Genomic DNA, 23794 nt, shown 5'->3' with positions numbered 1-23794 from the left:
GTTATTGACGTATTAACGTTAAACTCATCAGGCCAATAACCACATCGTTAGCTATAGCTCTTAATTCTAAACTTTTTAAAGTCTTTGAATCATTTAGAGGCAAATCTAAAATGGTTCCGGCGCCGCCATCGATTCCAAAATCTGAAAACCCTTTTATTGGAGTAAAATCCTTAAAAACTCTGGTAATTTCTCCATTTTTAAAATAAACTCTTGGAGGTTTTGGCGCATCGGTCGTAAATGCAAGGCCATCTACAAAATAATCCTGTTCGATAGGCCACCAGTTTTCTGGATTCTTTAAATCCAGTATTTCTGAAGTGCCATCAGTATAATTAACAACAATTTCCCCGTTAGTAAATCGGCTTTGCATCGGGTTTGTTGTTCCTGCCATCATAAAATATGCATGTGATGAATGCCCTGACAATGGAATTTCAATTTCCTTCGGAAAATTATCCCATTGCGATACAAAAGCAATATTCTTATTAGTTACTTCGGAAGGCGTTTTAAATGGAATATTTTGCGGACTTACAATGGTATTATTCGGCCCTGCTTTTTGGCGTAACCCTGAATCATTTATTTCTGGTTTAATGTATGGATAACACCAGTTCCCAATACCTTGAGTTGGCAGTTGTAAGGTTGGCGATGATGGTCGCGGACTTAAATATTTTTCCTCAAAAATGTCTGTGACTTTACTGTTGAAAACATTTTGTAAATCAATCATCTCGAATTTCGTGGTTTCCGGAAGTTTTTCATCCCAGTTTTGAAATCTCGAGATTGATTTATCTTTAACAATATTCAAATGAATAGGTTGCCACCACACTACATCGTTTTGTTTTAACTGAACAAATAAGGTTTTATTACCTTCATCTGATTGTAATTTAAACTTTAATTGATGTCCACTCCTGCTAACCTCTGAAATGGTTTCTTGAGGATCGTATACCTGAAGTATATCTGCCTTTTCTGTTGAAAATATTTTAATATCATTCTGCTTTCCAGAAAACTCAAAAACAGGTTGATCTAAAGGTTCAGTTTTCCAATAGATTTTAATATCATACTTTTTTTGATACGGGCTTTCAATGATCAATTTTGGTGTTCCAATACTGTTTTCTTTTAATGACCAATCCGTCTTCTTTCCGTTTATTTCAACATATTCCACACCGCTATTACGAACATTAACTTCCAAATACAGTTTCATTTCTTTTGTGAATTTTGATTCGATTTGAAACTCTGAAACCTCAGCTTTTTTGTGGAAATCTATATGGATATCAGGAATGTTTAAAGACGCATTATCCCATGCTTCTGGAAACCCAGGTTTAATAACTAAAGTGTTTTCTATAGCATTCGGATTAATACCAAACAGTCCTTCAACTAACGAACGTGCCGCCATACCAATGGGATCTGCAAAATCGCGATACAACTCCCCGCGGATGGCATCGTAATACGACAATTGCTGAAATCCGCCCGGTGATGCTCCTAAATACATGCTTTCAACCAAAGCACTTTCCCATAATTTATAGGCTTCCTCCTTTCGACCGCCTTGCCAATACGCTAAAGCCGTATGCAAATTTTCGGCTAAGGCTACATTATTAACCGACCAGGTATAAGGTTGCCAATTGGTTGTAGAAATCAACTCTAAGTCTGTTTGAGGTAAGCCTTCTGCTTTAACAGGAATATGAGGAATTTCGGTATCTATATATCGTAATGATTGATACGCTTGAAATTCATTAGCAATGCCTTCATCTAAACCATGATAGATAGTCCAAATACCTGGATGGTCGTGCAATAATTGATTTCCTAATAAATCTTTATACTCTGCAAAAACACCTTTTTCAGAAATCCACAATTTTTCTTCAATGGCTGATTTAATATGTTTCGCTTCATTAATATACACGTCATTATCTTCACCTAAAAGTTTGGCTATACTCGCCGCCAGTAAATTTGCTGAATAATTATATGCTGATGAATACGTCACGCCACTCCCCATATATTGTAAAGCATCGCTTGCCCAAATGGTAGCGTAAGCATCGTAAAGTCCATCTTTATCCGCATCAAAGTTTCGTTTTTCCCAAGCTAAATGACGTTGAACCACCGGCCACATCTTACGCATAAAATCTAAATCGCTCGTCCATTGATAACCACGTAACAACTGATTAATAAACACGGAATTCATATCGTAATGGTGGGCCTTTGTATTGTTATTCGGGTGACGACTTATATACCCTCGACTAAACATAGCCGTACCTAAGACCTCCTTTTGTCTGGCAAAATTTCTGGAGCTGTCTAACACTACCGGGCCCGTTTCTGGTTCTAAAACCTGTGAATTACCATAGCTTTCAAAATGAGTTTTTGCCCGGTCGTGCCAACCTAAAGGGTTGGCTACATAAGCGCCTCGCCAGGCATTTAAATGCATACGCCAAGCCACAGCACCATGTAAATACGCTGGTGATTCCCATATACCATCTGCTGCAACAGCTAAAGCACTGCCGAGTGTATTAATGAATGGATTTGGGGTTTTTAAAGTTACACGAGAGCGTAACGCTTTAACTTTACTTAAAGCTCGATTAAATTCGGTTGCTAATTGCGATTGTGTAACATCGGATAAGGTGTTGCTATTCTCAAGTTTCCAATATAGCGTTTCACCTTTCTTTAGTGAGATTTCTCCAATAACTATTGGGCTTACATCTTCTTGGGATGAAAAAAGCTCTTTTGGGTTAGCTGCTAAATTAGCTTCAACAATTTTAGTTCTGGATTTTGGAAAATACCCTGAAACACTTCTATTGTTCCCTGTTTTCTGCTTGTTACTTTCTGATCCGTAATGCAACAAAAACATATCATCTTTAACTTCATATTGATTATTAACACAATACTCAGGATGCATATAAAACACCGATTCCGGATCGGCACCTATATCACCATCGCGATGAAACTTTTTACCCGTAGCTCCGCCATAAGCCCAAATTAATGATATACCCTTTGGAATATTTTCAGTACTCACTTTAAGCATCATGGCTTCGGTATCGGCATGTGCAGCAACTTCTATTTTTATTATGCCTCTTTCAAGTAATGTGTCTTCTATTTCATAAAGCATTACTCCTGGCGTATATTTCGTTGCAATAACATCACATTCGGTAAGCCACTTGCTTTTTTCTTCTGTAGTAATTCCTAATTTAAAGTTACCTCCCATGCCTGGCATATACAAAGCATACTCAGGCAAATCGCCAGCTTCTACCCTAAAACCTGTATTTGTTCCGTATAATGCTCTATTAAATTTTCTTGAGCCGTTTTTTAGAATAAAACTTTCCCCTTTAGGAAGGTAATGTATCTGTCGTAGTTCTGCCTGTTTTCCGGTCAATTCTTGCGCTGGTAATTGACCTAGCATACCTCCAAATAAGCCAAAACTAATAGCAAGTATTCTCGATTTTAATAAATTCATTTAAAGCCTTATGTCGTTTATAGTTTAGTTGATTAATTATTTTGTTTGGTAAACGGACGCTGGCAAATCAACTTTTTGCGTGTTTTCTAACAATACCTGCCCTCCGTCATCGGGTAAAATTTTTACATTATTAAGTATCCAATTAGAACTATAACTTATTTTACCTGCTGTTTTTGCCTGAATATAAACATTGTTTAATGTTATATTATCAATTACCGATTGTTCTAATCCATTTACATTAATTGCTGTTTGGGCTCCCTTTACATGGATATTATTTAAGGTTATATCTCTAAAGGTCGGAATCCCTTTTTTAGGGTCAACCTTTTCTAACATTTTTTTCCAATGAATAGGAATGGAATCTTTATTAAACTCTTCTGGTAATTTAGAATAACTATAATTCGGATTCCAGTTCATGCCCACTTGCATAAAGGTACGAACGCTGTCCATTTTAATATTCTCTAAATAGATATCTTCAACAGTTCCGCCTCGATTAGTTGCTGATTTTATATTCAATCCATTTTTAGTACCCATTCCTTTTATGTTAGACACAAATACATGACGAATACTTCCGGAAGTTTCACTACCTAAAGTAAACAACCCAGCTCCCTGTCTTGCAATACAGTCCTTTATCACGACATATTCGGTGGGTTTATTAACGCGTTGACCATCCCAGTCACGACCAGCCTTTAAACAAAAGTTATCGTCATTACAATCGATATCACAATTTTGTACTAAAATCCATTTCGAAGAGTCGATATCCACACCATCGGTGCTTGGTCCGTGGCCTCCAATATTGTTTCTTATTTTTAAACCATCGATCGTAATGTATTCTGAGTATAATACCTGTACTGTCCAAAATCCAGCACGTTGTAAATTCAAATCTTGAACGAATACATTTTTTGAATTCTGGACTAAAACGGTTCGCGGGCGCTTTGCATCATAATCAACAATCCAACGCAGTCCTCGGGGCTCGTAATCTTTCTTTCTTAAATCCCAGTAGTAATCCCAAAACACTTTACCTTGTCCGTCTATCACACCATCACCTCCTAAAACAACATTAGTTTGTTCTTTCACATTTATTAAAGCGGCAGGCCACACCATTTCTACACCCGCAACACGTGTATCGATTTCCTTATAATCTTCGATATTTTCACTTCCTTTTATTGTTACGCCTTTTGGAACAATAAAGTTAATACCACTCTTAATAAAAATGGAGCCCGATAAATAGCTTCCCGGTTTGAAGGTTACAACACCTCCACCAGCATCAAAACAAGCGTCAATGGTTTTTTGAATGGCTTCGGTATTTAAAGTTTTCCCATCATTTACAGCACCATAATCATTGACAAAAAAGATTTCCTTTTTATTTTCAAAGGACTTCGCTCCTACCTTATCAACCCATTCTGGAATAAAGAATTCTGCATTGCTTTTTTCTTTCTTTACTGAAGCGTCTTTTTGTTTACACGAAATAGTCAATAGGCTATACAGAATAAGCCCTGCAAGTTTAATGTGGTTCATAGTTTAGTTGAATTGTGAAACGTAAATATAACCGATAACTAAAAGTTAAGTATCCTGTACTTACACGATATTACTTACATAAAATCTATTTCTTTTATTCTTTTAGTCATTTTAAGCTTCGCAATGTTTAGTTCGAATTCCTTGTAAATCCTTAAAAAACCTACTATAAGATTACTTCAATTCTATTTTTATGTTAATTTTGCTATCAACCCTCTCAAGCAGAGTTTCTAATTATAGCAATTCATTTTATGGCTCAACAAATTGAAATTAAAATTAATGAATCGTCTCGTGTCCCCAAATACAAGCAAATTGTTGATTCTATTATTAATGATATTTCGAAGGGCAAATTAAAGGTTGGTGAAAAAATACCTTCCATTAATGAACTAAGTGAGTCCTGTTATCTTTCTCGTGACACAGTAGAAAAAGCCTATAAACAACTCAAAGAACAGAAGGTTATTATCTCTGTTAAAGGTAAGGGCTACTATACCGCAAAGACCGATTTGATTTCTAAAATTCAAATCTTCTTCATGATTAACAAACTGAGTTCCTACAAAATGATGATTTACAACTCATTTGTTAACAGCTTAGGCATGAATAGTCTTGTCACTTTATCGGTATACCACTGTGAAGAATCTATCTTTGCCAAAACTTTAGAACGCAATCTTGGCGCCTACGACTATTATGTGATTATGCCTCATTTTAAAACTGATGATTCGAACCATATAAGTACCACTAACATGGTTCAGGATGTTTTAAATAAAGTCCCTAAAGACAAGCTTATTATTTTAGATAACAATAAACTGCAAATAGAAGGGAATTATGGCGCGGTTTATCAAGATTTTCAAGAAGATATATACAACGCTTTAAAAAAAGGTGTTGACAAACTAAAAAAATACGACAAGCTTGTTTTGGTGTACCCATCAAAATCAGTATACCCTTACCCTCAGCGCATTGTCCACGGTTTTAGAAAATTTTGTTCAAAATTTAATTTCGATTTTGAGATTTTAAATGAAATTTACGATGACATGGATCTTGACAGTAAGGACACCTACATCATTATTGAAGAACACGACTTAGTGAATTTAGTTCGTCAGGTACGTGCCAAAAATTTAGCTTTAGGAGAAGATATCGGTATCATTTCGTATAACGATACGCCTCTAAAAGACCTCTTAGGTATTAACGTAGTTAGTACCCATTTTAAAGCTATGGGTGAGACAGCAGCTTATCTGGTTTTAAATAACAAAAAAGAAAAAGTAAAGAACGTTTTTGATTACATAGAAAGGAATTCGGTTTAAAAAGGTTCTATTTCAGAATAGTACAGGATGGATCTTTACAATCAGACTAATATTTTAGTCAAAAATAAATTTTATGATCCACCACAAAACCAACTTACTAAATCTTTTATTTTTACTAGTCACACTTTATACTACTGCGCAATCTAATCTAAATAAATCATTTAGCTTTGGAACAAAAAACACTTCCGACAATACTGTAAATATTTCCGAAGCTACAATATACAATGAAGCTACTGGCTATGGTTTTGACTTTAATACCGCTAATAATACTAAATTCACCAAGCAGGCATTAACTTCAAAAAGTTCGGTTTATTTTTCAATAAAATTACCCGAAGGATTTTACAAAGTCGATTTAGTTTTAGGTGATAAAAAATGTTCTGAAACGACCGTAAAAGCTGAATCCAGACGTTTAATGATTAAGGAACTCCAAGTCGAAAAAAAAGACACCGTTCACTATTCCTTTACCGTTAATGTAAGAACACCTAAAATTGATAATAATTCTTCCATTCGAATAAAAGACCGTGATAAACGCCAACTTAACTGGGATGACAAATTAACTTTAGAATTTTCAGGAAGTCCAGCGATTCAAAATATTAGCATAACTCCGGTTTCAAACATCACTACCATTTTCCTTGCCGGCGATTCAACGGTTACCGATCAGGATGTAGAACCCTGGGCATCGTGGGGGCAATTTTTCACCAATTATCTATCAGCTGATGTAGTTGTTGCGAATTATGCCGAGTCTGGTTCTTCCCTTAGTGCTTTTAAAGCTGTAAAACGTTTAGACAAAATTCTATCGCTAATGAAGTCAGGCGATTATCTATTTATAGAATTTGCTCATAACGATGAAAAACAAAAAGGTGATGGCATTGGTCCCTGGGAGTCATACACAAACTATTTAAAAGAATATATCACAAAAGCACGAGAAAAAGGCGGAATCCCCATCCTATGTACTCCAACGCAACGCCGAGCGTTCAATGCAGATGGCACTTTAAAAACAACTCATGGCGACTTCCCTGCTGCTATGCGTAAAGTAGCAAAAGATATGAATGTCCCATTAATTGATATCACGAAAATGACAACAGATATGTACGAAAGTTGGGGAGACGAACCATCTAGGCAGGCCTTTGTTCAATATCCGGCAAATACATTTCCAGGACAAAGCAAAAAATTAGAAGACAATACGCATTTTAACAGTTTTGGAGCTAACGAAATTGCTAAATGTGTGGTTCAAGGCATTAAAGATTTACACTTAGATTTACAAAAACACCTTAGACCAAATATTCCAGAGTACAATCCTAAAAAACCAAATGTAATTAGCAATTGGACGCTACCGACGAGTACACGATTTGAAATTAAAAAACCTGATGGTAATTAAAGGGCCTGTTCTTTACAAAACACATGATACCACAGGATAGTTCTCATAAATGTATAAAGTACATTTACAGAATGTGTTTCACAAAAAACGCATAACAATCAACGCCACTAAACACAAATGAGATTAAATACATTACACACACTTTTTGTTCTTTTTGCAATAACTTTCTTTAGCCATGCGCAGGAAACCCAAAAAATCTACCTTTCCGGAAAAGATTTTAAACACCCAGTTTCTTGGGAGTTTATGTGTACCGACGGGCACAACAGTAAAACATGGTCAACAATAAACGTACCTTCAAACTGGGAACTAGAAGGTTTTGGTGAGTACACATACGGTCGCTGGTATAAAGAACTTAACCAAAAAGAACCGAGTAAAGAGGAAGGATTTTACAAATACAACTTCAGCATCCCAGAAACTTATAAAAATCAGAATGTCACCATAGTTTTTGGAGGCGCTATGACCGATACTGAAGTTAAAATCAACGGGGAATCGGCAGGACCAATTCACCAAGGCGGCTTTTACGAATTTAAATACGATATTACTTCCCTTCTAAACTATAGTGAAGACAATCTGCTTGAAGTTCACGTTTCTAAGCACTCCAGTAACAACACCGTAAATAACGCTGAGCGTAAAACCGACTGGTGGTTGTTTGGTGGTATTTACAGACCAGTTTGGTTAGAGGTTTCTCCTAAAACATACATTGAACATGTTGCTGTTGATGCTAAAATGGATGGCTCACTTTCAGCCGATTTAGACATCATTAATCTTCCCAAAAAAGCAAGTATAGAAGCTACTATCAGTCCAATTGCAAGCCATGAATCATTCAAAACTATAACGATTCCTTTAGATGACAAAAAAACTCACCAAACCATTTCAGCAAAATGGGATGACGTGAAAACCTGGAACCCGGAATCACCAAATCTATATACGCTTACCTTAGAGTTGAAATCAGAAAATGAAATACTTCATACCTCAAAAACAAAAATCGGATTCAGGACTCTAGAATTCCTTAAAAAAGATGGCATCTACGTAAATGGTAAAAAGATTATCATGAAAGGTATTAACCGCCATACCATTTGGCCGGAATCTGGCAGAAGCACAGATAAAGATATTAGTGTTTTAGATGTAAACCTGATTAAGGACATGAATATGAATGCCGTTCGTTTTCATTATCCTCCAGACTCACATTTCCTTGAAGCTTGTGACTCCCTTGGTTTATTTGTTTTAAATGAAGTTGCAGGGTGGCAAAATGGTTATGATACCAAAACCGGAACACAACTCATCAAAGAAACAGTTCAGCGCGATGTGAATCACCCTTCTGTAATTATCTGGGATCATGGCAATGAAGGAGGATGGAATTACGAAATAGACCATGTCTTCCACGAATACGACCCTCAAAAGCGTATTGTAATTCATCCATGGTCTGATTTCGATGGCTGGGACACTCACCATTACCCAACGTATTTAACAGGTATGCACCGCTTTAATAACGGTGAAAATGTATTTTTCCCAACGGAATTTATGCATGGTACTTACGACAACGGTATTGGTGCCGGACTTGAAGATTTCTGGACGCGATATAAACAAAGTCCATTATTCGCAGGCGGTTTTATGTGGGCCATGCTGGATGAAGCTGTTTTACGAACTGATTGGACGGGAGAGCAAAAATATGATTCCAAAGGTAACCTAGCGGCCGACGGTGTTTTAGGTCCGCATAGAGAAAAAGAAGGCAGTTTCTTTACAGTTAAAGAAGTATGGTCTCCTATTCAATTTGCTCCTAAACAAATTACTCAAAAATTCGACGGTTCTTTCTTGGTAACTAACGATTATATCTTTACAGATTTAAACACATGTAAACTAGAATATCGCGTTTTAAAAGCGACCGAAGAAATTTTATATACCGATGATAAAGCTGAAGTTATTGCCTCTAATCCAATTACTATTGAAAGCATAACTCCAGGTGAAACCAGAACTATTCATTTCAATGTTCCTTCCAACTTTTTTGAAGGTGATTGGTTAGAAATAACAGCAACAGACAAACATGGTCGTGAAATTTATACTTGGTCATGGCCAATTCATAAAGCATCATATTTAGCCAATAAACTCATTGCTAAAAATGACCTTAAAAAAGAAGCAAAAGCTGAAAAAACAGATAACGAAATCACATTATCAAGTAAAGCTCTTACAGTAAAATTAGATACTAAAACAGGGCAAATCATCAGTATTCAAAACAAAAAAGGAGATGTCCCGTTCACAAACGGACCAAAACCGGTTGGTATGAAAGCTGAAGTTGAAGACGTTTCTATTTCTCAAACTAAAGAAGCGGCTATTTGCATTTTTAAATATGCGGGAGGTATCGAAACTGCCACCTGGACCCTATTTAACGACGGACGTTTAAAATTAGAATTGATATTTCTGAAAAATGCAGGAAGAAATAGTGGTTTTGACGGGGCATTTTTTGAAGGAGCCATCAATCAGTTTGGTGTTACCTTCGATTTTCCTGAAGAAGGTGTTGAAGCTATGAAATGGATTGGCAATGGTCCTTACCATGTTTGGAAAAACCGAATTAAAGGGACAACTCTTGGGCTTTGGGAGAAAGATTATAATACCACTGTTACCGGTGAAAGTTTTGAAAATTTAGTATACCCGGAATTCAAAGGTTATCATGCCAATTTTATTGGAGGTAATCTTAAAACCAACCATGGTGATTATAAATTCTTTAGTGAAAACGATAAGCTTTTCTTCAGATTATTCACGCCTGATTTACCAAAGCATGCGGTTTCAAAAGTATTCCCGCAGCCAAGATTCCCAGAAGGAAATATTTCATTCATGTATGAGATTCCTGGAATGCGCGCTTTTAAACCTTTAGAACATCAAGGACCAGAAAGTCAACCTACAAACATTCGTATTAAAAGTGGTGATGAAGGTATTCCTATGACCTTATGGTTCGATTTTAGATCTGACAACTAAATATTACATATTGATGAAAAAATTTAAGTTATTAACATTCTTGTGCCTCTGTATTTCAATAACTTCCTGTGCACAACAAAAAAATACAACACCAACATTATACACTGTTGGTGATTCAACCGTAAAAAATGGTCGTGGCGATGGTTATGGAGGTCTTTGGGGTTGGGGCGATTTTATCGGTCAGTTTTTAGACAGTACAAAAATTAACGTTGAAAACCATGCATTAGGAGGAACTAGTAGTCGTACTTATCAGAATTTAGGCTTATGGGACTCTGTCCAAAAGCAATTAAAACGAGGCGATTATGTCATGATTCAGTTCGGACATAACGATAACGGTCCTGTAAATGATACCATAAGAGCACGTGGAACAATAAAAGGGATTGGTAATGAAACCGAAGAAATAACCAACTTGATTACTGGCGAACACGAAATTGTTCACTCTTACGGATGGTATATTGAAAAAGTGGTTAAGGAAACGCAGGCTAAAGGCGCTATTCCTATTATTATGTCTCCTATTCCAAGAAACGACTGGCATGATGGTAAAGTACCAAGAAATGATAATTCTTACGGATTATGGGCGAAGCAAATTGCAGAAAAAACAGGCGCGACATTCATTAATTTAAATGAAAAAATGGCAGCGAAACTTGAAGGTTTTGGCGAAGATAACGTTACAGGAACCTATTTCTACAAACGCGACCACACGCATCCATCAGCAAGAGGAGCTGCAATGGCAGCATCGCTTATTATCAATGAATTAAAACAAACCGATAATTCTATAAAAAATTATATCCTTAACGATGTAAAAGTTGTTCTTCCAAAAAAGAAAAATATCTTCTTAATTGGCGATTCAACTATGGCGAGCAGCAGTAACCCAAACACCATTGGTTGGGGTGTTCCGTTCCCACAATTTTGCGATACCACGCAAGTCAATGTTATTAATAAAGCGCGTGGCGGACGAAGCACCAGAACGTTTATTTACGAAGGTTTATGGGATGCTGCTAAAAGCGAATTTCAGGAGGGAGATTTTGTCGTTATTCAATTTGGACACAATGATGCCGGAAACATTGATAAGAAGAAATACAGAGGTTCTTTAAAAGGTGTTGGAGAAGAAACTCAGGAAGTGATGCGCGACAGCACCGGACTTGAAACTGTTCATACTTATGGTTGGTACTTAAAAAAGATGGTAAACGACACTAAAGAAAAAGGTGCAAACCCAATTATTTTAAGCCTAACACCACGTAACGAATGGCCAAACGGTAAGGCCGAAAGACGCACCGATAGCTATGTAAAATGGGCAAAAGAAGTTGCTGAAGCTGAACATGTACCGTTTTTCGATATAAATGATATAGTTGCTACCAAATATGAGGCTTTAGGCAAAGAACAAGTAAAACCATTTTTTCCGCAAGACCACACTCACACTAATTTGGAAGGCGCTACATTTACAGCTAAAACTGTAGCGGAACTATTTAAAAAATCAAGAAGACTGGGCTTACGAAGTTATATTTATTTTGATTAGTAAATAGTTTGTTACACATAAAAAAATGCTTCGAAATTATTCGAAGCATTTTTTTATGGATTAGTAGACTTCAATGTCACTTCTCCTGTTTTGAGTCCTTTACCTCTCACTTTTAACTGAATATCTCCAGCTTCTTTCGTGGTTTGAACCAATACCACCAATTGACCGCTAAACAATTTCATTGTAGGCAAATGAAAAAGCTCTAAAGATGTAGCATCACCATTACAGGCAGCACGATAGGTTCCGTTTCCAGATACTTTAAATTCTAACTGATTAGTCGCCGTAGAACAAGGAATTCCTTTTTTATCGACTACAGACACTCTAACAAAAGCCAAATCCTCTCCGTTTGCCTTAATTTGTTGTTGTTCTGGTTCTAAAACAATTTTATAAGGTTTTCCTGCGGTGTGAATTTCTTTTTCTTCAGCTGGATTTCCTTCATTATCGAAAGCTACAACTTTAATGGTTCCCGGTTCATATTTAACACCCATCCACATTAAACGGTAACGGCTTTGAGGGGTTTCATTATTTTTTTTCTGAATCCCCATACTTTTTCCGTTTACAAACAATTCGGCACTGTTATAACTCGTATACACAAACACCGGAGTTGTTTCACCTTCTCGTCCTTCCCAATTCCAGTGTGGTAAAATGTGAAGTGTTTCATCTTTAGTATTCCACCTGCTACGGTATAAATAAAAACGATCTTTAGGTAGTCCCGCCAAATCATTAATTCCGAAATACGAGCTACGTGACGGCCATTTATCGTCATAAGGTGTTGGCTCTCCTAAATAATCGAAACCGGTCCATACAAATTCCCCGATGACCCAAGGTTTATCATCCTGAAGCACAAAATCGTCATCCGGCAAATTAGACCAACTACAATATTCTAAATCGTACGACGAACACTGAAAGTCGTCGTATTGCTTCATGCTTGCCTTTTCAACAGGAAACTTATAAACACCTCTTGAACTCACTGTAGAAGCCGTTTCAGAACCCAAAATGAATCCCTGCGGAAACTTTTCAAACGCTTCTTCATATAAATGCACACGATAATTTAATCCAGGTACATCTAAAAGTGCTCCGAAACCAGATTTCATAGTTTGCGCTACACGATCCATACCAACAGTTACCGGACGTGTTGGGTCTTCACGATGAAAAATATCCTGTAAACGTTTTGCGCGTTTTACACCTTCGGCACCAAACTGATCGGGCACCTCGTTACCAGAACTCCACATGACGATACACGGATGGTTGCGGGTGGCATGAATTAGGTTTACCAAATCCTTTTCCACATCAGACTCAAAAAACTGATGATAGCCATTTTTAACTTTCGCTTTTGCCCACTCGTCAAAACTTTCAGCTAAAAACATAAAGCCCATTTCGTCACATAATTCTAATTGTTCTAACGATGGCATATTGTGAGAACTTCTAATCGCATCAACCCCCATATCTTTTAAAATACGAAGTTGTCTTCGCAAAGCTGAAGTATTTATTGCGGCTCCAAGAGGTCCTAAATCATGATGCAGACAAACACCCTTAAACTTTCGAACTTCGCCATTTAAACTAAAACCCTTATTGGCTTCATAAGCAATGGTACGAATGCCAAATGTTGTAGACACCTCATCAAATAACGTCTCATCTTTATAAAGCTTTAAATTAGCAGTGTACAAATATGGTGACTCCGGGCTCCATAAGTTTGGATTATTTACAGGAATGTTTTGTTCGAATTGATTATCGAACATAGTACTTGTTTCATTTAAAGCAACTTCGTTTCCATCTGCGTCAAAAATGGTCGTTACCAGTTTAAAATCACTCCCTGTAACTTGAGTTTTTACATTTACTTTTGCAACATCCTTTGAAACCAGCGGCGTGGTAATAAACGTTCCCCAATGGTTTATGCTTTCTTTATTTTTTATAATGAGCTGTACTTTTCTGTACAATCCAGCTCCTGGATACCAACGGGAAGATTCACCCTGATTTGATAAATGCACTGCTAAAACATTGTCTTCTTCTAAAAACTCTGTGATATCGAAATAAAAGTAATTATAACCGTAATTCCACTCGCCTACTTTCTTACCGTTTACATAAACCTTTGGTTGACTCATAGCGCCATCAAACGTTAATAATACTTTTTGATTTACTTTAACATCAGAAAGTTTAAATGTTTTACGATACCAGCCATCACCTATATACGGCAAAGCCCCAGTACGCCCTGTTTTTTCGGTTGCTTCTTTCTCTCCGTTTTGTTCAATGGCTACCGTTTGCTTATCGATTTCTTTATCAAATGGACCGTAAATAGCCCAATCGTGTGGAACGTTTACTGTTTCCCATTTACTATCATTAAAGTCTTTTTCAGAAGCTTTTTCAATATTTCCTTTAGTGAATTTCCAACCCTCTTTTAAATTAATAATCTGCCTAGTCTGAGCAGATAGTTTAAGAGTAGATATTATAATAATTGAAAGAACAAAATTTGAAAAACGCATAAGGAGTTGTTTTAAAGCTACTAATCTAAATGAAAAACTTCTTTTAAGGGTAAAGCAACCGGAGAATTATCAGGGTTCGTATCCATAATGTCTGCCATATAAGCCCACCATTTTTTAACAATAGGGTGATTAGGCAACAAATCGTAATCGAAATCTTTACTTATTTTTTGAACAGCAAACAGTGTTAACGTTTCTTCATCTAAAAAAATACTGTAATCCTGAATTCCAGTTTCTGAAAGTAACTCTGAAAGTTCTGGCCAAATCTCATCATGACGCTTTTTATACTCAGCTTCAAAACCAGGTTTCAACTTCATTTTAAAAGCGTTTCTAATGGTGTGTTTTTTCATTTTAATTGGCATTTAAATTAATATAAACAGGTGCATCGCGATCGCAAACAATTTCACCATTTACATACTTTAATTCTGCAACTTGTATGGATGTCCGTCTTGTATTATACGTGTCTTTTCCTTTATTTTCTGGTGTGCGCTCGGGATGGGTAAAATAAAACACATACGCTTTATCTCCACTCACAACAATATCGGGATGCCCTCCTTTTACTTTATCGTCTTCACCCGTTCCTGGAATTTCCAGAATATTTTTCTCCTGTCTGTTCCAATTATCAAAATCCTCAGACCAATACACACCTAATCCGCGCCAGGCATCGTTAACCATCCAGTTTTTGCCTTTCCAACGGAATACGTTTGGTCCTTCACCACGATCTTTAACTACTTTTTTACCACTATCTACCCAATGGTATAAATCTTTGCTATCGGCATAATAAATAGATTTACCATCGTTTTCATTATTGTAATACATGCGCCATGTACCATCTGGCAACCTAAACACATCGGCGTCGATACAACGTTCGGAAGCCAGTTTCAACTTAGACTGAAATGCCCAATCTATCATATTTTTACTTGTTAAATGCACAATATATCTCGGATGATACCAACCTTCAAATATCCCTGGTACAATGGTTAAATACATATGATAAACACCATCATACTCTAAAACATCGGGTGCCCAGTGCGTGACATTTTCAATTTCATAATCAATATTGCAAGTCCCCTTATAAGTCCAATGTGCACCGTCTTTAGATTCAGCGACACCTATTTTTGTTCCGTGCACCCATGCTACACCGCTTAAAGTGGTATCTTTTGCCCGACGGTTGGTATAATACATATACCAAACCTTGTTCTTTTCATTCCAGAGAATTGAGGGATCTGCAGCACCGTCGAAAACAGGGTCTCGAAACAAAGGTTTATCGGCAATATTAAGTTGATTGTATTTTGTTTTTTGAGTTCCACATGCTGAACAAATAATCAGCAATAGAATAAAATAAAGTGATTTTAATTTCATTTATATGAGAATCTATTTTAATTCAACGTTTACCGTTTTATCGTCTTTTTCAAATTGAATTTGAAGCAATGTTTTCATTGTTTCTGCTATTTCTGTTTGCTCATCTATAAGATTATTTTTCTCTTCTGGGTCGCTTTCAATATTATATAACTGATATAAGGCCGGTAAACCATCTTTATGACGATTTCTAATAATTTTATATGGTTTATGAATCAAACTTTCCTGAATATGGCCACGCACATAAATATCGTGATTGGTTTCTATTTTACTATTTTCAATAGACGGCCAGACATTTACACCTTCAACATACTGCGGAATATTTTCACCTATTAAACTTAAAATAGTTGGCATAACATCGCTAATCGCCATATAATTTGAATTCGCTTCGGCTGATAGTTTACCTCTAAAATAGGCTATAGCAGGCACTCGAATGGCACCTTCGTAATTAGAGGTTTTCCAGTCGCGCAACGGAAAATTACTTCCTAAAACATCATTGCCTTTAAATTTACCATCATACTGGTAGGTTGGATACCAGTTTTCCATAGCCCCGTTATCGCTGATAAAAATTACCAAAGTATTTTCATCAAGTCGTTGTTCCTTTAACGTTTTAAGCACCTTCCCTATGGCATCATCCATGTGTGTCATTGCCGCTGCAAAATCTACCCGACTGCTATCTTTTATGGTTTTATAATACGGTGCTTTCCACTTTTCTTCTTCTTGCAACGGAAAATGAGGTGCACTGTAAGCCAATTGCACATAGAAATTTTTAGTTGTATCTCGTTTCTTGATTAACCACTGAATAGCTTCTTTAGTTACTAAATCCGTGGTGTGACCGTCTTCGTCAATCATCCTATCATTTCTATACCAACTGGCATCGCCGTTTTTATAACGGTGCGTGTATTGATCAATTTGCCCGTGTAAAAAACCATAAGAATAATCGAAACCAAAAGCATTTGGCCCGTTTGAAATATCTAAACCTAAGTGCCATTTACCAAACAATGCATTTTGATAATTTTTCCTTTTTAAAGCCTGAGGCAAAGTCGTAATCGAATCTGGTAAGGTTTTATTACTTTTTCCGCTAATAGGGGCCACAACTCCTATTCTACTTGATGGCATTCCCGTTAATAAAGACACTCTTGAAGGAGAACAAGTAGGATTGACATAAAACCTATTAAGTTTCACACCATGATTTGCAAGACTATCAATATTAGGCGTTTTTACTTCAGAACCATTATAACCAACATCGTTCCATCCAGCATCATCCGCTATAATAACTAATACATTCAGCCCTTTATCTAAATGAATTTCTATTTGTTTTTCTACAGAATGATTTTTACACGCTGAAAACAAAAGAAGCAAAAAACAAAGCAATGTAAATGGTAAAAACCTAATACTCATAAATATTAATTATGTTTTAAAAAGTTAGTTGGAATATTAAAGATATTTAGTTGTAACCGGAATAGTATCCTGTGGTATACTGATTATTAAAAAAGCGCTGCAACTTTTTACAATTGCAGCGCTTTAGAAACATATTAAACAAACTATTTTTTAATTATAACCCGGGTTCTGTTCATACAATCCTGGTTTCACCTCTATTTGACTTTGATTAATAGGATAAATAATGAAATTAGCTTCCATTGGATTCATTACTCCTGCAGTATCATCAACGCCTTCCCAGGCATTTATTACATCAATAACCTTACCTGTTCTAACCAAATCATGAAATCTTAAGCCTTCTCCAAAAAACTCTTTTCTTCTCTCTTCTAAAAGATCATCTAAATCTACATTTGAAACAGGCCCTAAACCAGCACGACTTCTTACATCGTTAACAATATCATCTACTGCTTGACTTGGACCGTTTTTAAGTAAAATTTCCGCTTTCATCATTAATACATCGGTATAACGAATTACTGGAAAATCAACACCCCAATTAAAGCGATCTACCGGAAGAACAGAACTAATTGGTTCGCCTTCATCATCTAAATCTAAATACTTAACAATCATAGCATCATTGCTTAATCCTCCTGTGTCATCTACCCAACTTCTTAATATTGAATAATCATCTCTTTCATCGTCTGTTTCAAAAGAGTTTAATAATTGGTTAGAAGGAGTTATAATACCATCACTTGGACTTCCTCCTGCAAATGGCAAATGAACTCTAGCCCAAGCTTCATGATACATTAGCGTAGGCAGAATTGTACCAATACCTCTATCTCCTCCAACTCCGTCATTTATATTCTGAATAGCAAAAACGATATCCTTATTATTCTCCGACGTTGTATTAAAAATGGACGCATAATCCGTTACGTCTCCATATTGACCACTAGATATAACATCATTGAATAGTGTTAAGGCTTGCGATGTCATATCAACCCCTAATCCAGGACCTTCAATATTATAAGTTGGTCCTGACATAGTTAAGTAAACCTTTCCTAACAATGCTTTAGCAACAATAGAAGATGGTCTTCCAGCCTCAGTTGGAGTGGTTGGTAATAAATTAACGGCACTTTCTAAATCTGCCACAATTAAATCATATACTTCCTGAGGTGTAGCACGCGGAATCTCAAGAGCCTCACTTGGTGTTATTATTTTATCAATTAACGGAACACCTCCAAAAAATCTAACCAAATCGAAATAGAAAAAAGCTCTTAAAAACTTAACCTCTCCTTCCATTCTATTTCTAGTTGTTTGATCTGGAATTACATTTTCATCCAATTGATCTAAAATTGTATTTGCTCTAAGTATCCCCACATAAGGATCATCCCAAGCATCTCTCACTAAAGGATTGGTTACTAAAGTTCTTGAAAAGTTAGTTACAGGAATCCACTCACGAACCCCAGCTAATCCAGCTATATAAACATTATCTGAACGTACTTCTGACAAGTAAAACTGTGAGCCTGAATGATACTTTATGGCATTATAAACACCTACAATTGCCTGTTCGAAATCAGTTTCATTTTCATAAAAGTCAGCAGCACTTCTATTTGATAAAGGCGCTTGATCTAACTCACTTTCACAAGCACCAAATACCAATACTGATAAAAGACTTATTAATATATATTTTTTCATATGTGTAATTTTTTAATTCTAAAAGTTAAGATTAAGCCCAAGGATAATAGATCTTGATAACGGGAATGCCCCATAGTCGTCTCCATTATTATTCACAGCTTCAGGATTGAAACCTCCATCATACTTATCTCCTCCAAACCAGTTTTCCATAGTGAAGTATACTCTTGCTCCCGATATTAACTCAGATTGTATTTGTGAACCTAAATCATATCCTAAACTAATGTTTCTTACTCTCCAGTAATCGTTATCGTAAAGCCAGTCCGTATTTTTAATTCTACCAAAACTTGATGGCGATTTACGTGTTTTTCCTGCTAAATCTTCTTCTGTAACTATAGCACCTTCTTGCCAAATATATCGGTCTCTTGCTAATCCTAAAGTATTATCTGGTATTCCCATACCTGTTCTATACATGGCACGACCAAAAGTAGAATATATCTTTCCTCCCCATTGTCCTTGAAGTTGAACTGACAAATCAAAACCTTTGTATTTAAACGTATTGGTAACACCCCAAACATAACTAGGATCTGGGTGACCAGAATACGTTCTGTCATCCGGGGTAATAACGCCGTCACCATTTTGATCTACATACTTAGGATCTCCAGCCTCTTGATTCCCGTACAGAGGTACTCCATTGTTAATATCCTCAGTTGTTAATAAACCATCTTGCTGCACTACATAAAGCGTGTACATAGGCTTACCTACCTCTAAAATATTATGGGTAATATCGAAAGCTCCTCCTAATATTGAGGTATTGTTCGGGCCTAGTTGTTTAACCTCGTTTGTATTATGACTTATATTTGCATTAGTTGTCCAAGTAAAATCACCACCTACTAAATTTCTAGATGTTAACTCTACTTCCCATCCTTTATTTAAAACTTCTCCAATGTTAGTTAATGCAGTACCAAATCCACTTGAAGTTGGCACTGGAATACTTAATAATAAATCTGAATTTCTCTTGGTATAATATTCTAAAGAAGTGAAAATTCTACTATTAAATAATCCTACATCTAAACCTATATTTATAGACTCTGATTTCTCCCAGCTTAAATCTGGATTTGCGAAATTTGATGGCGATTGACCGCTAGCCAAAGCACCTCCAAAACTATAATTTGTATTACTTAAATTAGCTATAGATTCATAATTCCCAATATTATTATTACCGGAAAGTCCCCAACTACCTCTTAATTTTAATTCGTTAAACACATCATTATCTTTCATGAAATCTTCCTCTGAGATTCTCCAACCTGCAGAAAATGACGGGAACGTACCAAATTTGGTATTATTTCCAAATCTCGATGATCCATCACGCCTTAGTGTTGCCTGAAAGAAATACTTTTCATTGTAATCATATTGCAATCTTCCAAAATAAGAGATTAAGGTGTTTTTACTTTTTGATGTAGACCCACTAGTTGTTGAAGCCACATTTAAAGTTTCTATGTCGTCAGAAGGGAACCCTGTCGCACTAATAGAGTAATCTTCAAAATTAAATTCGTTATATGAATACCCACCTAACACATTGAAATTATGATTACCAAAAGATTTAATATAATTAAGTGTATGCTCCGTTACAAAAGAAGTTCTCGTATCACCAGATTTTGAACCAGATGCAGTCCTGTTTCTTGTAATCCAAGATGGTGTAAATCTATTTGTCGTATTTATTTGAAGGTCTGAATTTATCGTTCCTTTATACTTTAAACCTTCCAGAAACTCATACTCTAAAAATACAGTAGCTAAATTTCTGAATCGTTTAATTGTTCGCTTATTAAAGGTTGCCTCTGCAAGCGGACTAACTCTACTACTTGCCCAAGCATATCGAGAAAAATCACCTGTATTTGTATATAAAGCCCCAACTGAAGACTCTACAACAGGAGTCATACCAACAATAATGTGAGTAATAGCATCCTTTCCTTCAACTCCCGGATCATCAATTGTTCCAAAAGAAGGCGCCAAATTAATTCCGAATTTTAAATTTTCAGAGGGAGAGACCTCTATATTAGCTCTTAAATTAAATCTTTCATTATTAACTCCAATTGCTATACCTTCCTGATCAGAATAATCTCCTGAAATATAATAACGGGCCTTATCATTTCCTCCGGTTGCTGAAAGTTGATAACTCTGAACAAATCCCTTTCTGAAATATAAATCCTGCCAATCTACGTAATCAAGACCTGGATGACCTGGCATTAACCAACGTTCATCATACATATATCCAGTATTTATCTCATCCGGACCCAATCCTAAAATCGCTCGTCTCTGGTCATTAGTATGGCTTGATGTCGCTCCTTGGTCTCCAAAATTCCTAACATAAGCATAATTTTGGTGCTCAATAGCACGCTCAACCCATTCTTCAGCAGAAAGCACATCCAATTTTTTTACGGTTTCATTCCATCCTGCATAGGTGTTAAAACTAATTTTCGGCTTTCCTGACTTACCTCTTTTTGTTGTAATTAATACAACACCGTTAGATCCTCTGGAACCATAAATAGCCGTTGAAGACGCATCTTTTAAAACTTGAATAGATTCAATATCATTAGGGTTTAGATTTGATGGCTGTCCATCTGTATCTAAAGGAAATCCATCTACAACATATAATGGTTCGTTACTAGCGTTAATGGAACCTGACCCCCTTACTTGAATAGTAAAACCTGCACCTGGCACCCCGCTGGTTTGTTTAACACGAACCCCTGCTAACTGACCTACCAAAGCTTGATCCATTCTTACTAGCGGTCTTTCATCCAAGCCCTCCGCTGAATATGAAGCAACTGCTCCAGTTATACTCGTCTTTTTCTGTGTACCATATCCAACAACTACAACTTCATCAAGTTGTGCATTGTCCGTTTCTAATGATATATTGTACACACTTTCACTTCCAACAACCTGTTCGGCACTTTTAAACCCGACATAAGAAAATACCAGAGTTTCTCCTGAAGAAACAGAAATATTAAAATTCCCATCAAAATCAGTTGTCGTTCCCCGACTGGCTCCTTTTACTAGGACATTTACCCCTGGAAGTGGCAAATTAGATTGGTCTGTAACAGTTCCTGTTACTGTTTTTTCTTGAGCATAACTTGTTGTATACATAATAGCAAACACAAGCAAACTCAACAAATGAGTTAATTTGTTTTTCATATGTTATTTAGTTTAGTTGTTTATTTCGTTAGAAGAAAGTGCATTTCATATCCAACTGGTATTCAAATTAAATCTTAAAATATCGCTAAAGCATCCTGCACCTACCTGTTTTATCATAAAAAAACATCTATATCATTATATTAAACATAAATTTAAAGTAAAAAAAATATGATTTCCGTAATTTAAAAAACCAACGCTTTTAATCCGTTAATACAGGATGCTACAGGATACTAATTATATCTGTAAAAAATACCTTTATCGTTCAACTAAACCAAAGACATTATTTTATGAATTTATATAAGGTAATTATTATTGTAGCTCTTTTGTTTTGTTTTTCTTGTAAAACCAATGACAATCATGTACAATTGCATTCACTTGAAGTCGAGGCTCCTTTTAAAATGCCTGCTATTAAAGTCCCTGACTTTAGCAAATGTGAACAATTTGACATCACCACTTTCGGAGCTGTTAAGGGCAACAAAGAAATAAACACCAAAGCCATTTCTGAAGCTATAAGTAAGGCTAATGAAATTGGAGGAGGCATTGTAGTTATTCCAGAGGGCGAATGGATAACAAAAACTGTCCACTTAAAAAGCAACGTTAATTTACATTTAAACAAAGGTGCTGTTTTGTTATTCTCAGAAGCACCTGAAGATTATCTTCCTGCAGTGCATTCTACTTGGGAAGGCATGGAATGCTACAATTACTCTCCGCTTATTTATGCCTATCAATGCAAAAATATAGCCATCACTGGCCAAGGCAAATTAAAAGCAAAAATGGATGTTTGGGAAACTTGGTTTCCACGTCCAGAGCCTCATATGAATAGTTTAAAACGCCTTTACAATCTGGCGTCTTATAACAAGCCTGTTGAGGAACGCCAAATGGTAAATGATACCGCACATTTCCGACCGCAGTTTATTCAATTTAATCGTAGTCAAAACATTTTATTAGAAGGTATTTCCATTGAAAACAGTCCGTTTTGGACCATTCACCCTTACCTTTCAAAAGATGTGGTTATTAGAAATTTAAATGTATATGCTCACGGACATAACAATGATGGTGTTGATCCTGAAATGAGCGAAAATGTAATTATTGAAAACTGTGTATTCGACCAAGGTGATGATGCTATTGCCATAAAGTCTGGTAGAAATCAAGATGCCTGGCGATTAAATACACCTTCAAAAAACATTGTCATGCGAAATTGCACCATGAAAAACGGTCATCAGTTGGTAGCTATAGGCAGTGAGCTTTCCGGTGGTATTGAGAATGTTTTTGTAGACAACTGTAATGTGGTTGATGGTGCTAAAATGTATCATTTAGTATTTATAAAAACCAACGAACGTCGTGGTGGTTATGTAAAAAACATTTTTGTTGAAAATATAAAAGCGGGTAAAATAGCTAATGGAGTTTTAGGAATAGAAACCGATGTGCTTTACCAATGGCGTGATTTAGTGCCAACAATAGAAAGAAAACTAACTCCAATTAGCGACGTGCATCTTAAAAATGTATCAGCTACGGAAACCGAATATCTATCAAAAATATTTGGTCAGGCAGAGCTTCCTATCGAGAATGTTTTTCTCAAAAATGTATCGGTAGATAATATCCTAAAGGAAAAACATATTCATGAAAACGTTATTAATTTCATGGAAAACTAAT

13 protein-coding genes are annotated in these 23794 nt (G+C 36.1%); 5 read left to right on the top strand and 8 right to left on the bottom strand.

What is annotated here, in order from left to right:
* Position 1 precedes the first annotated feature (1 nt).
* A complete protein-coding gene (locus ICJ85_RS06810) occupies positions 2-3430 on the bottom strand; it encodes a DUF4450 domain-containing protein (protein WP_188223016.1) in 3429 nt (1142 codons plus the stop codon).
* A 36-nt stretch (positions 3431-3466) separates the two neighbouring features.
* The gene (locus ICJ85_RS06805) at positions 3467-4945 is read right to left on the bottom strand and encodes a glycoside hydrolase family 28 protein (RefSeq protein WP_188223015.1); all 1479 of its coding nucleotides are present in this window, start codon (positions 4943-4945) and stop codon (positions 3467-3469) included.
* A gap of 248 nt (positions 4946-5193) precedes the next feature.
* On the opposite strand from ICJ85_RS06805, the gene ICJ85_RS06800 reads away from it, so the two are divergent.
* From ICJ85_RS06800 to ICJ85_RS06785, 4 genes are all read left to right on the top strand, one after another.
* Entirely contained in the window at positions 5194-6240 is a 1047-nt protein-coding gene (locus ICJ85_RS06800) for a GntR family transcriptional regulator (RefSeq protein ID WP_188223014.1), read from the top strand.
* Between the two features lie 73 nt (positions 6241-6313).
* Positions 6314-7618 (top strand): rhamnogalacturonan acetylesterase, encoded by a 1305-nt coding sequence (locus ICJ85_RS06795; RefSeq protein WP_188223013.1) that lies wholly within the window; start codon positions 6314-6316, stop codon positions 7616-7618.
* 117 nt (positions 7619-7735) lie between these two features.
* Positions 7736-10588: a glycoside hydrolase family 2 protein gene (locus ICJ85_RS06790; RefSeq protein WP_188223012.1), complete on the top strand. Its 2853-nt coding sequence runs from the start codon at positions 7736-7738 to the stop codon at positions 10586-10588.
* A gap of 13 nt (positions 10589-10601) precedes the next feature.
* Positions 10602-12104 (top strand): rhamnogalacturonan acetylesterase, encoded by a 1503-nt coding sequence (locus ICJ85_RS06785; protein ID WP_188223011.1) that lies wholly within the window; start codon positions 10602-10604, stop codon positions 12102-12104.
* Between the two features lie 53 nt (positions 12105-12157).
* Here the strand turns inward: ICJ85_RS06785 and ICJ85_RS06780 are convergent, their stop codons facing one another.
* The 6 genes from ICJ85_RS06780 to ICJ85_RS06755 form a co-directional block, all read right to left on the bottom strand.
* Positions 12158-14584, bottom strand: coding sequence for a DUF4982 domain-containing protein (locus tag ICJ85_RS06780; protein ID WP_188223010.1), 2427 nt, complete (start codon positions 14582-14584; stop codon positions 12158-12160).
* A 20-nt stretch (positions 14585-14604) separates the two neighbouring features.
* Positions 14605-14931 carry an L-rhamnose mutarotase gene (gene rhaM, locus ICJ85_RS06775; RefSeq protein WP_188223009.1) on the bottom strand — a complete coding sequence of 109 codons (327 nt, stop codon included), beginning with the start codon at positions 14929-14931 and terminating at the stop codon, positions 14605-14607.
* 1 nt (position 14932) lies between these two features.
* Positions 14933-15943, bottom strand: a complete 1011-nt coding sequence (locus ICJ85_RS06770; RefSeq protein WP_188223008.1) for a family 43 glycosylhydrolase — start codon at positions 15941-15943, stop codon at positions 14933-14935.
* Between the two features lie 12 nt (positions 15944-15955).
* Positions 15956-17341 (bottom strand): sulfatase-like hydrolase/transferase, encoded by a 1386-nt coding sequence (locus ICJ85_RS06765; RefSeq protein WP_188223007.1) that lies wholly within the window; start codon positions 17339-17341, stop codon positions 15956-15958.
* A 150-nt stretch (positions 17342-17491) separates the two neighbouring features.
* Positions 17492-19012 (bottom strand): RagB/SusD family nutrient uptake outer membrane protein, encoded by a 1521-nt coding sequence (locus tag ICJ85_RS06760; protein WP_188223006.1) that lies wholly within the window; start codon positions 19010-19012, stop codon positions 17492-17494.
* 18 nt (positions 19013-19030) lie between these two features.
* Positions 19031-22141 (bottom strand): SusC/RagA family TonB-linked outer membrane protein, encoded by a 3111-nt coding sequence (locus tag ICJ85_RS06755; protein WP_188223005.1) that lies wholly within the window; start codon positions 22139-22141, stop codon positions 19031-19033.
* 287 nt (positions 22142-22428) lie between these two features.
* On the opposite strand from ICJ85_RS06755, the gene ICJ85_RS06750 reads away from it, so the two are divergent.
* Entirely contained in the window at positions 22429-23793 is a 1365-nt protein-coding gene (locus ICJ85_RS06750) for a glycoside hydrolase family 28 protein (RefSeq protein ID WP_188223004.1), read from the top strand.
* The last annotated feature ends 1 nt before the right edge of the window (position 23794 follow it).

Origin of the sequence: Aestuariibaculum marinum (genome assembly GCF_014596975.1) — a bacterium.
Classification (GTDB): domain Bacteria; phylum Bacteroidota; class Bacteroidia; order Flavobacteriales; family Flavobacteriaceae; genus Aestuariibaculum; species Aestuariibaculum marinum.
The sequence above is the reverse complement of the archived record's forward strand: the minus strand, read 5'-3'. Positions and strand labels throughout refer to the sequence as shown.

Coding starts and splice junctions, on each gene's coding strand:
- ICJ85_RS06765 (WP_188223007.1), bottom strand. CDS start 17,341: ATGAGTATTAGGTTTTTACCATTTACATTGCTTTGTTTTTTGCTTCTT.
- ICJ85_RS06755 (WP_188223005.1), bottom strand. CDS start 22,141: ATGAAAAACAAATTAACTCATTTGTTGAGTTTGCTTGTGTTTGCTATT.
- ICJ85_RS06770 (WP_188223008.1), bottom strand. CDS start 15,943: ATGAAATTAAAATCACTTTATTTTATTCTATTGCTGATTATTTGTTCA.
- ICJ85_RS06780 (WP_188223010.1), bottom strand. CDS start 14,584: ATGCGTTTTTCAAATTTTGTTCTTTCAATTATTATAATATCTACTCTT.
- ICJ85_RS06785 (WP_188223011.1), top strand. CDS start 10,602: ATGAAAAAATTTAAGTTATTAACATTCTTGTGCCTCTGTATTTCAATA.
- ICJ85_RS06800 (WP_188223014.1), top strand. CDS start 5,194: ATGGCTCAACAAATTGAAATTAAAATTAATGAATCGTCTCGTGTCCCC.
- ICJ85_RS06760 (WP_188223006.1), bottom strand. CDS start 19,012: ATGAAAAAATATATATTAATAAGTCTTTTATCAGTATTGGTATTTGGT.
- ICJ85_RS06790 (WP_188223012.1), top strand. CDS start 7,736: ATGAGATTAAATACATTACACACACTTTTTGTTCTTTTTGCAATAACT.
- rhaM (WP_188223009.1), bottom strand. CDS start 14,931: ATGAAAAAACACACCATTAGAAACGCTTTTAAAATGAAGTTGAAACCT.
- ICJ85_RS06750 (WP_188223004.1), top strand. CDS start 22,429: ATGAATTTATATAAGGTAATTATTATTGTAGCTCTTTTGTTTTGTTTT.
- ICJ85_RS06795 (WP_188223013.1), top strand. CDS start 6,314: ATGATCCACCACAAAACCAACTTACTAAATCTTTTATTTTTACTAGTC.
- ICJ85_RS06810 (WP_188223016.1), bottom strand. CDS start 3,430: ATGAATTTATTAAAATCGAGAATACTTGCTATTAGTTTTGGCTTATTT.
- ICJ85_RS06805 (WP_188223015.1), bottom strand. CDS start 4,945: ATGAACCACATTAAACTTGCAGGGCTTATTCTGTATAGCCTATTGACT.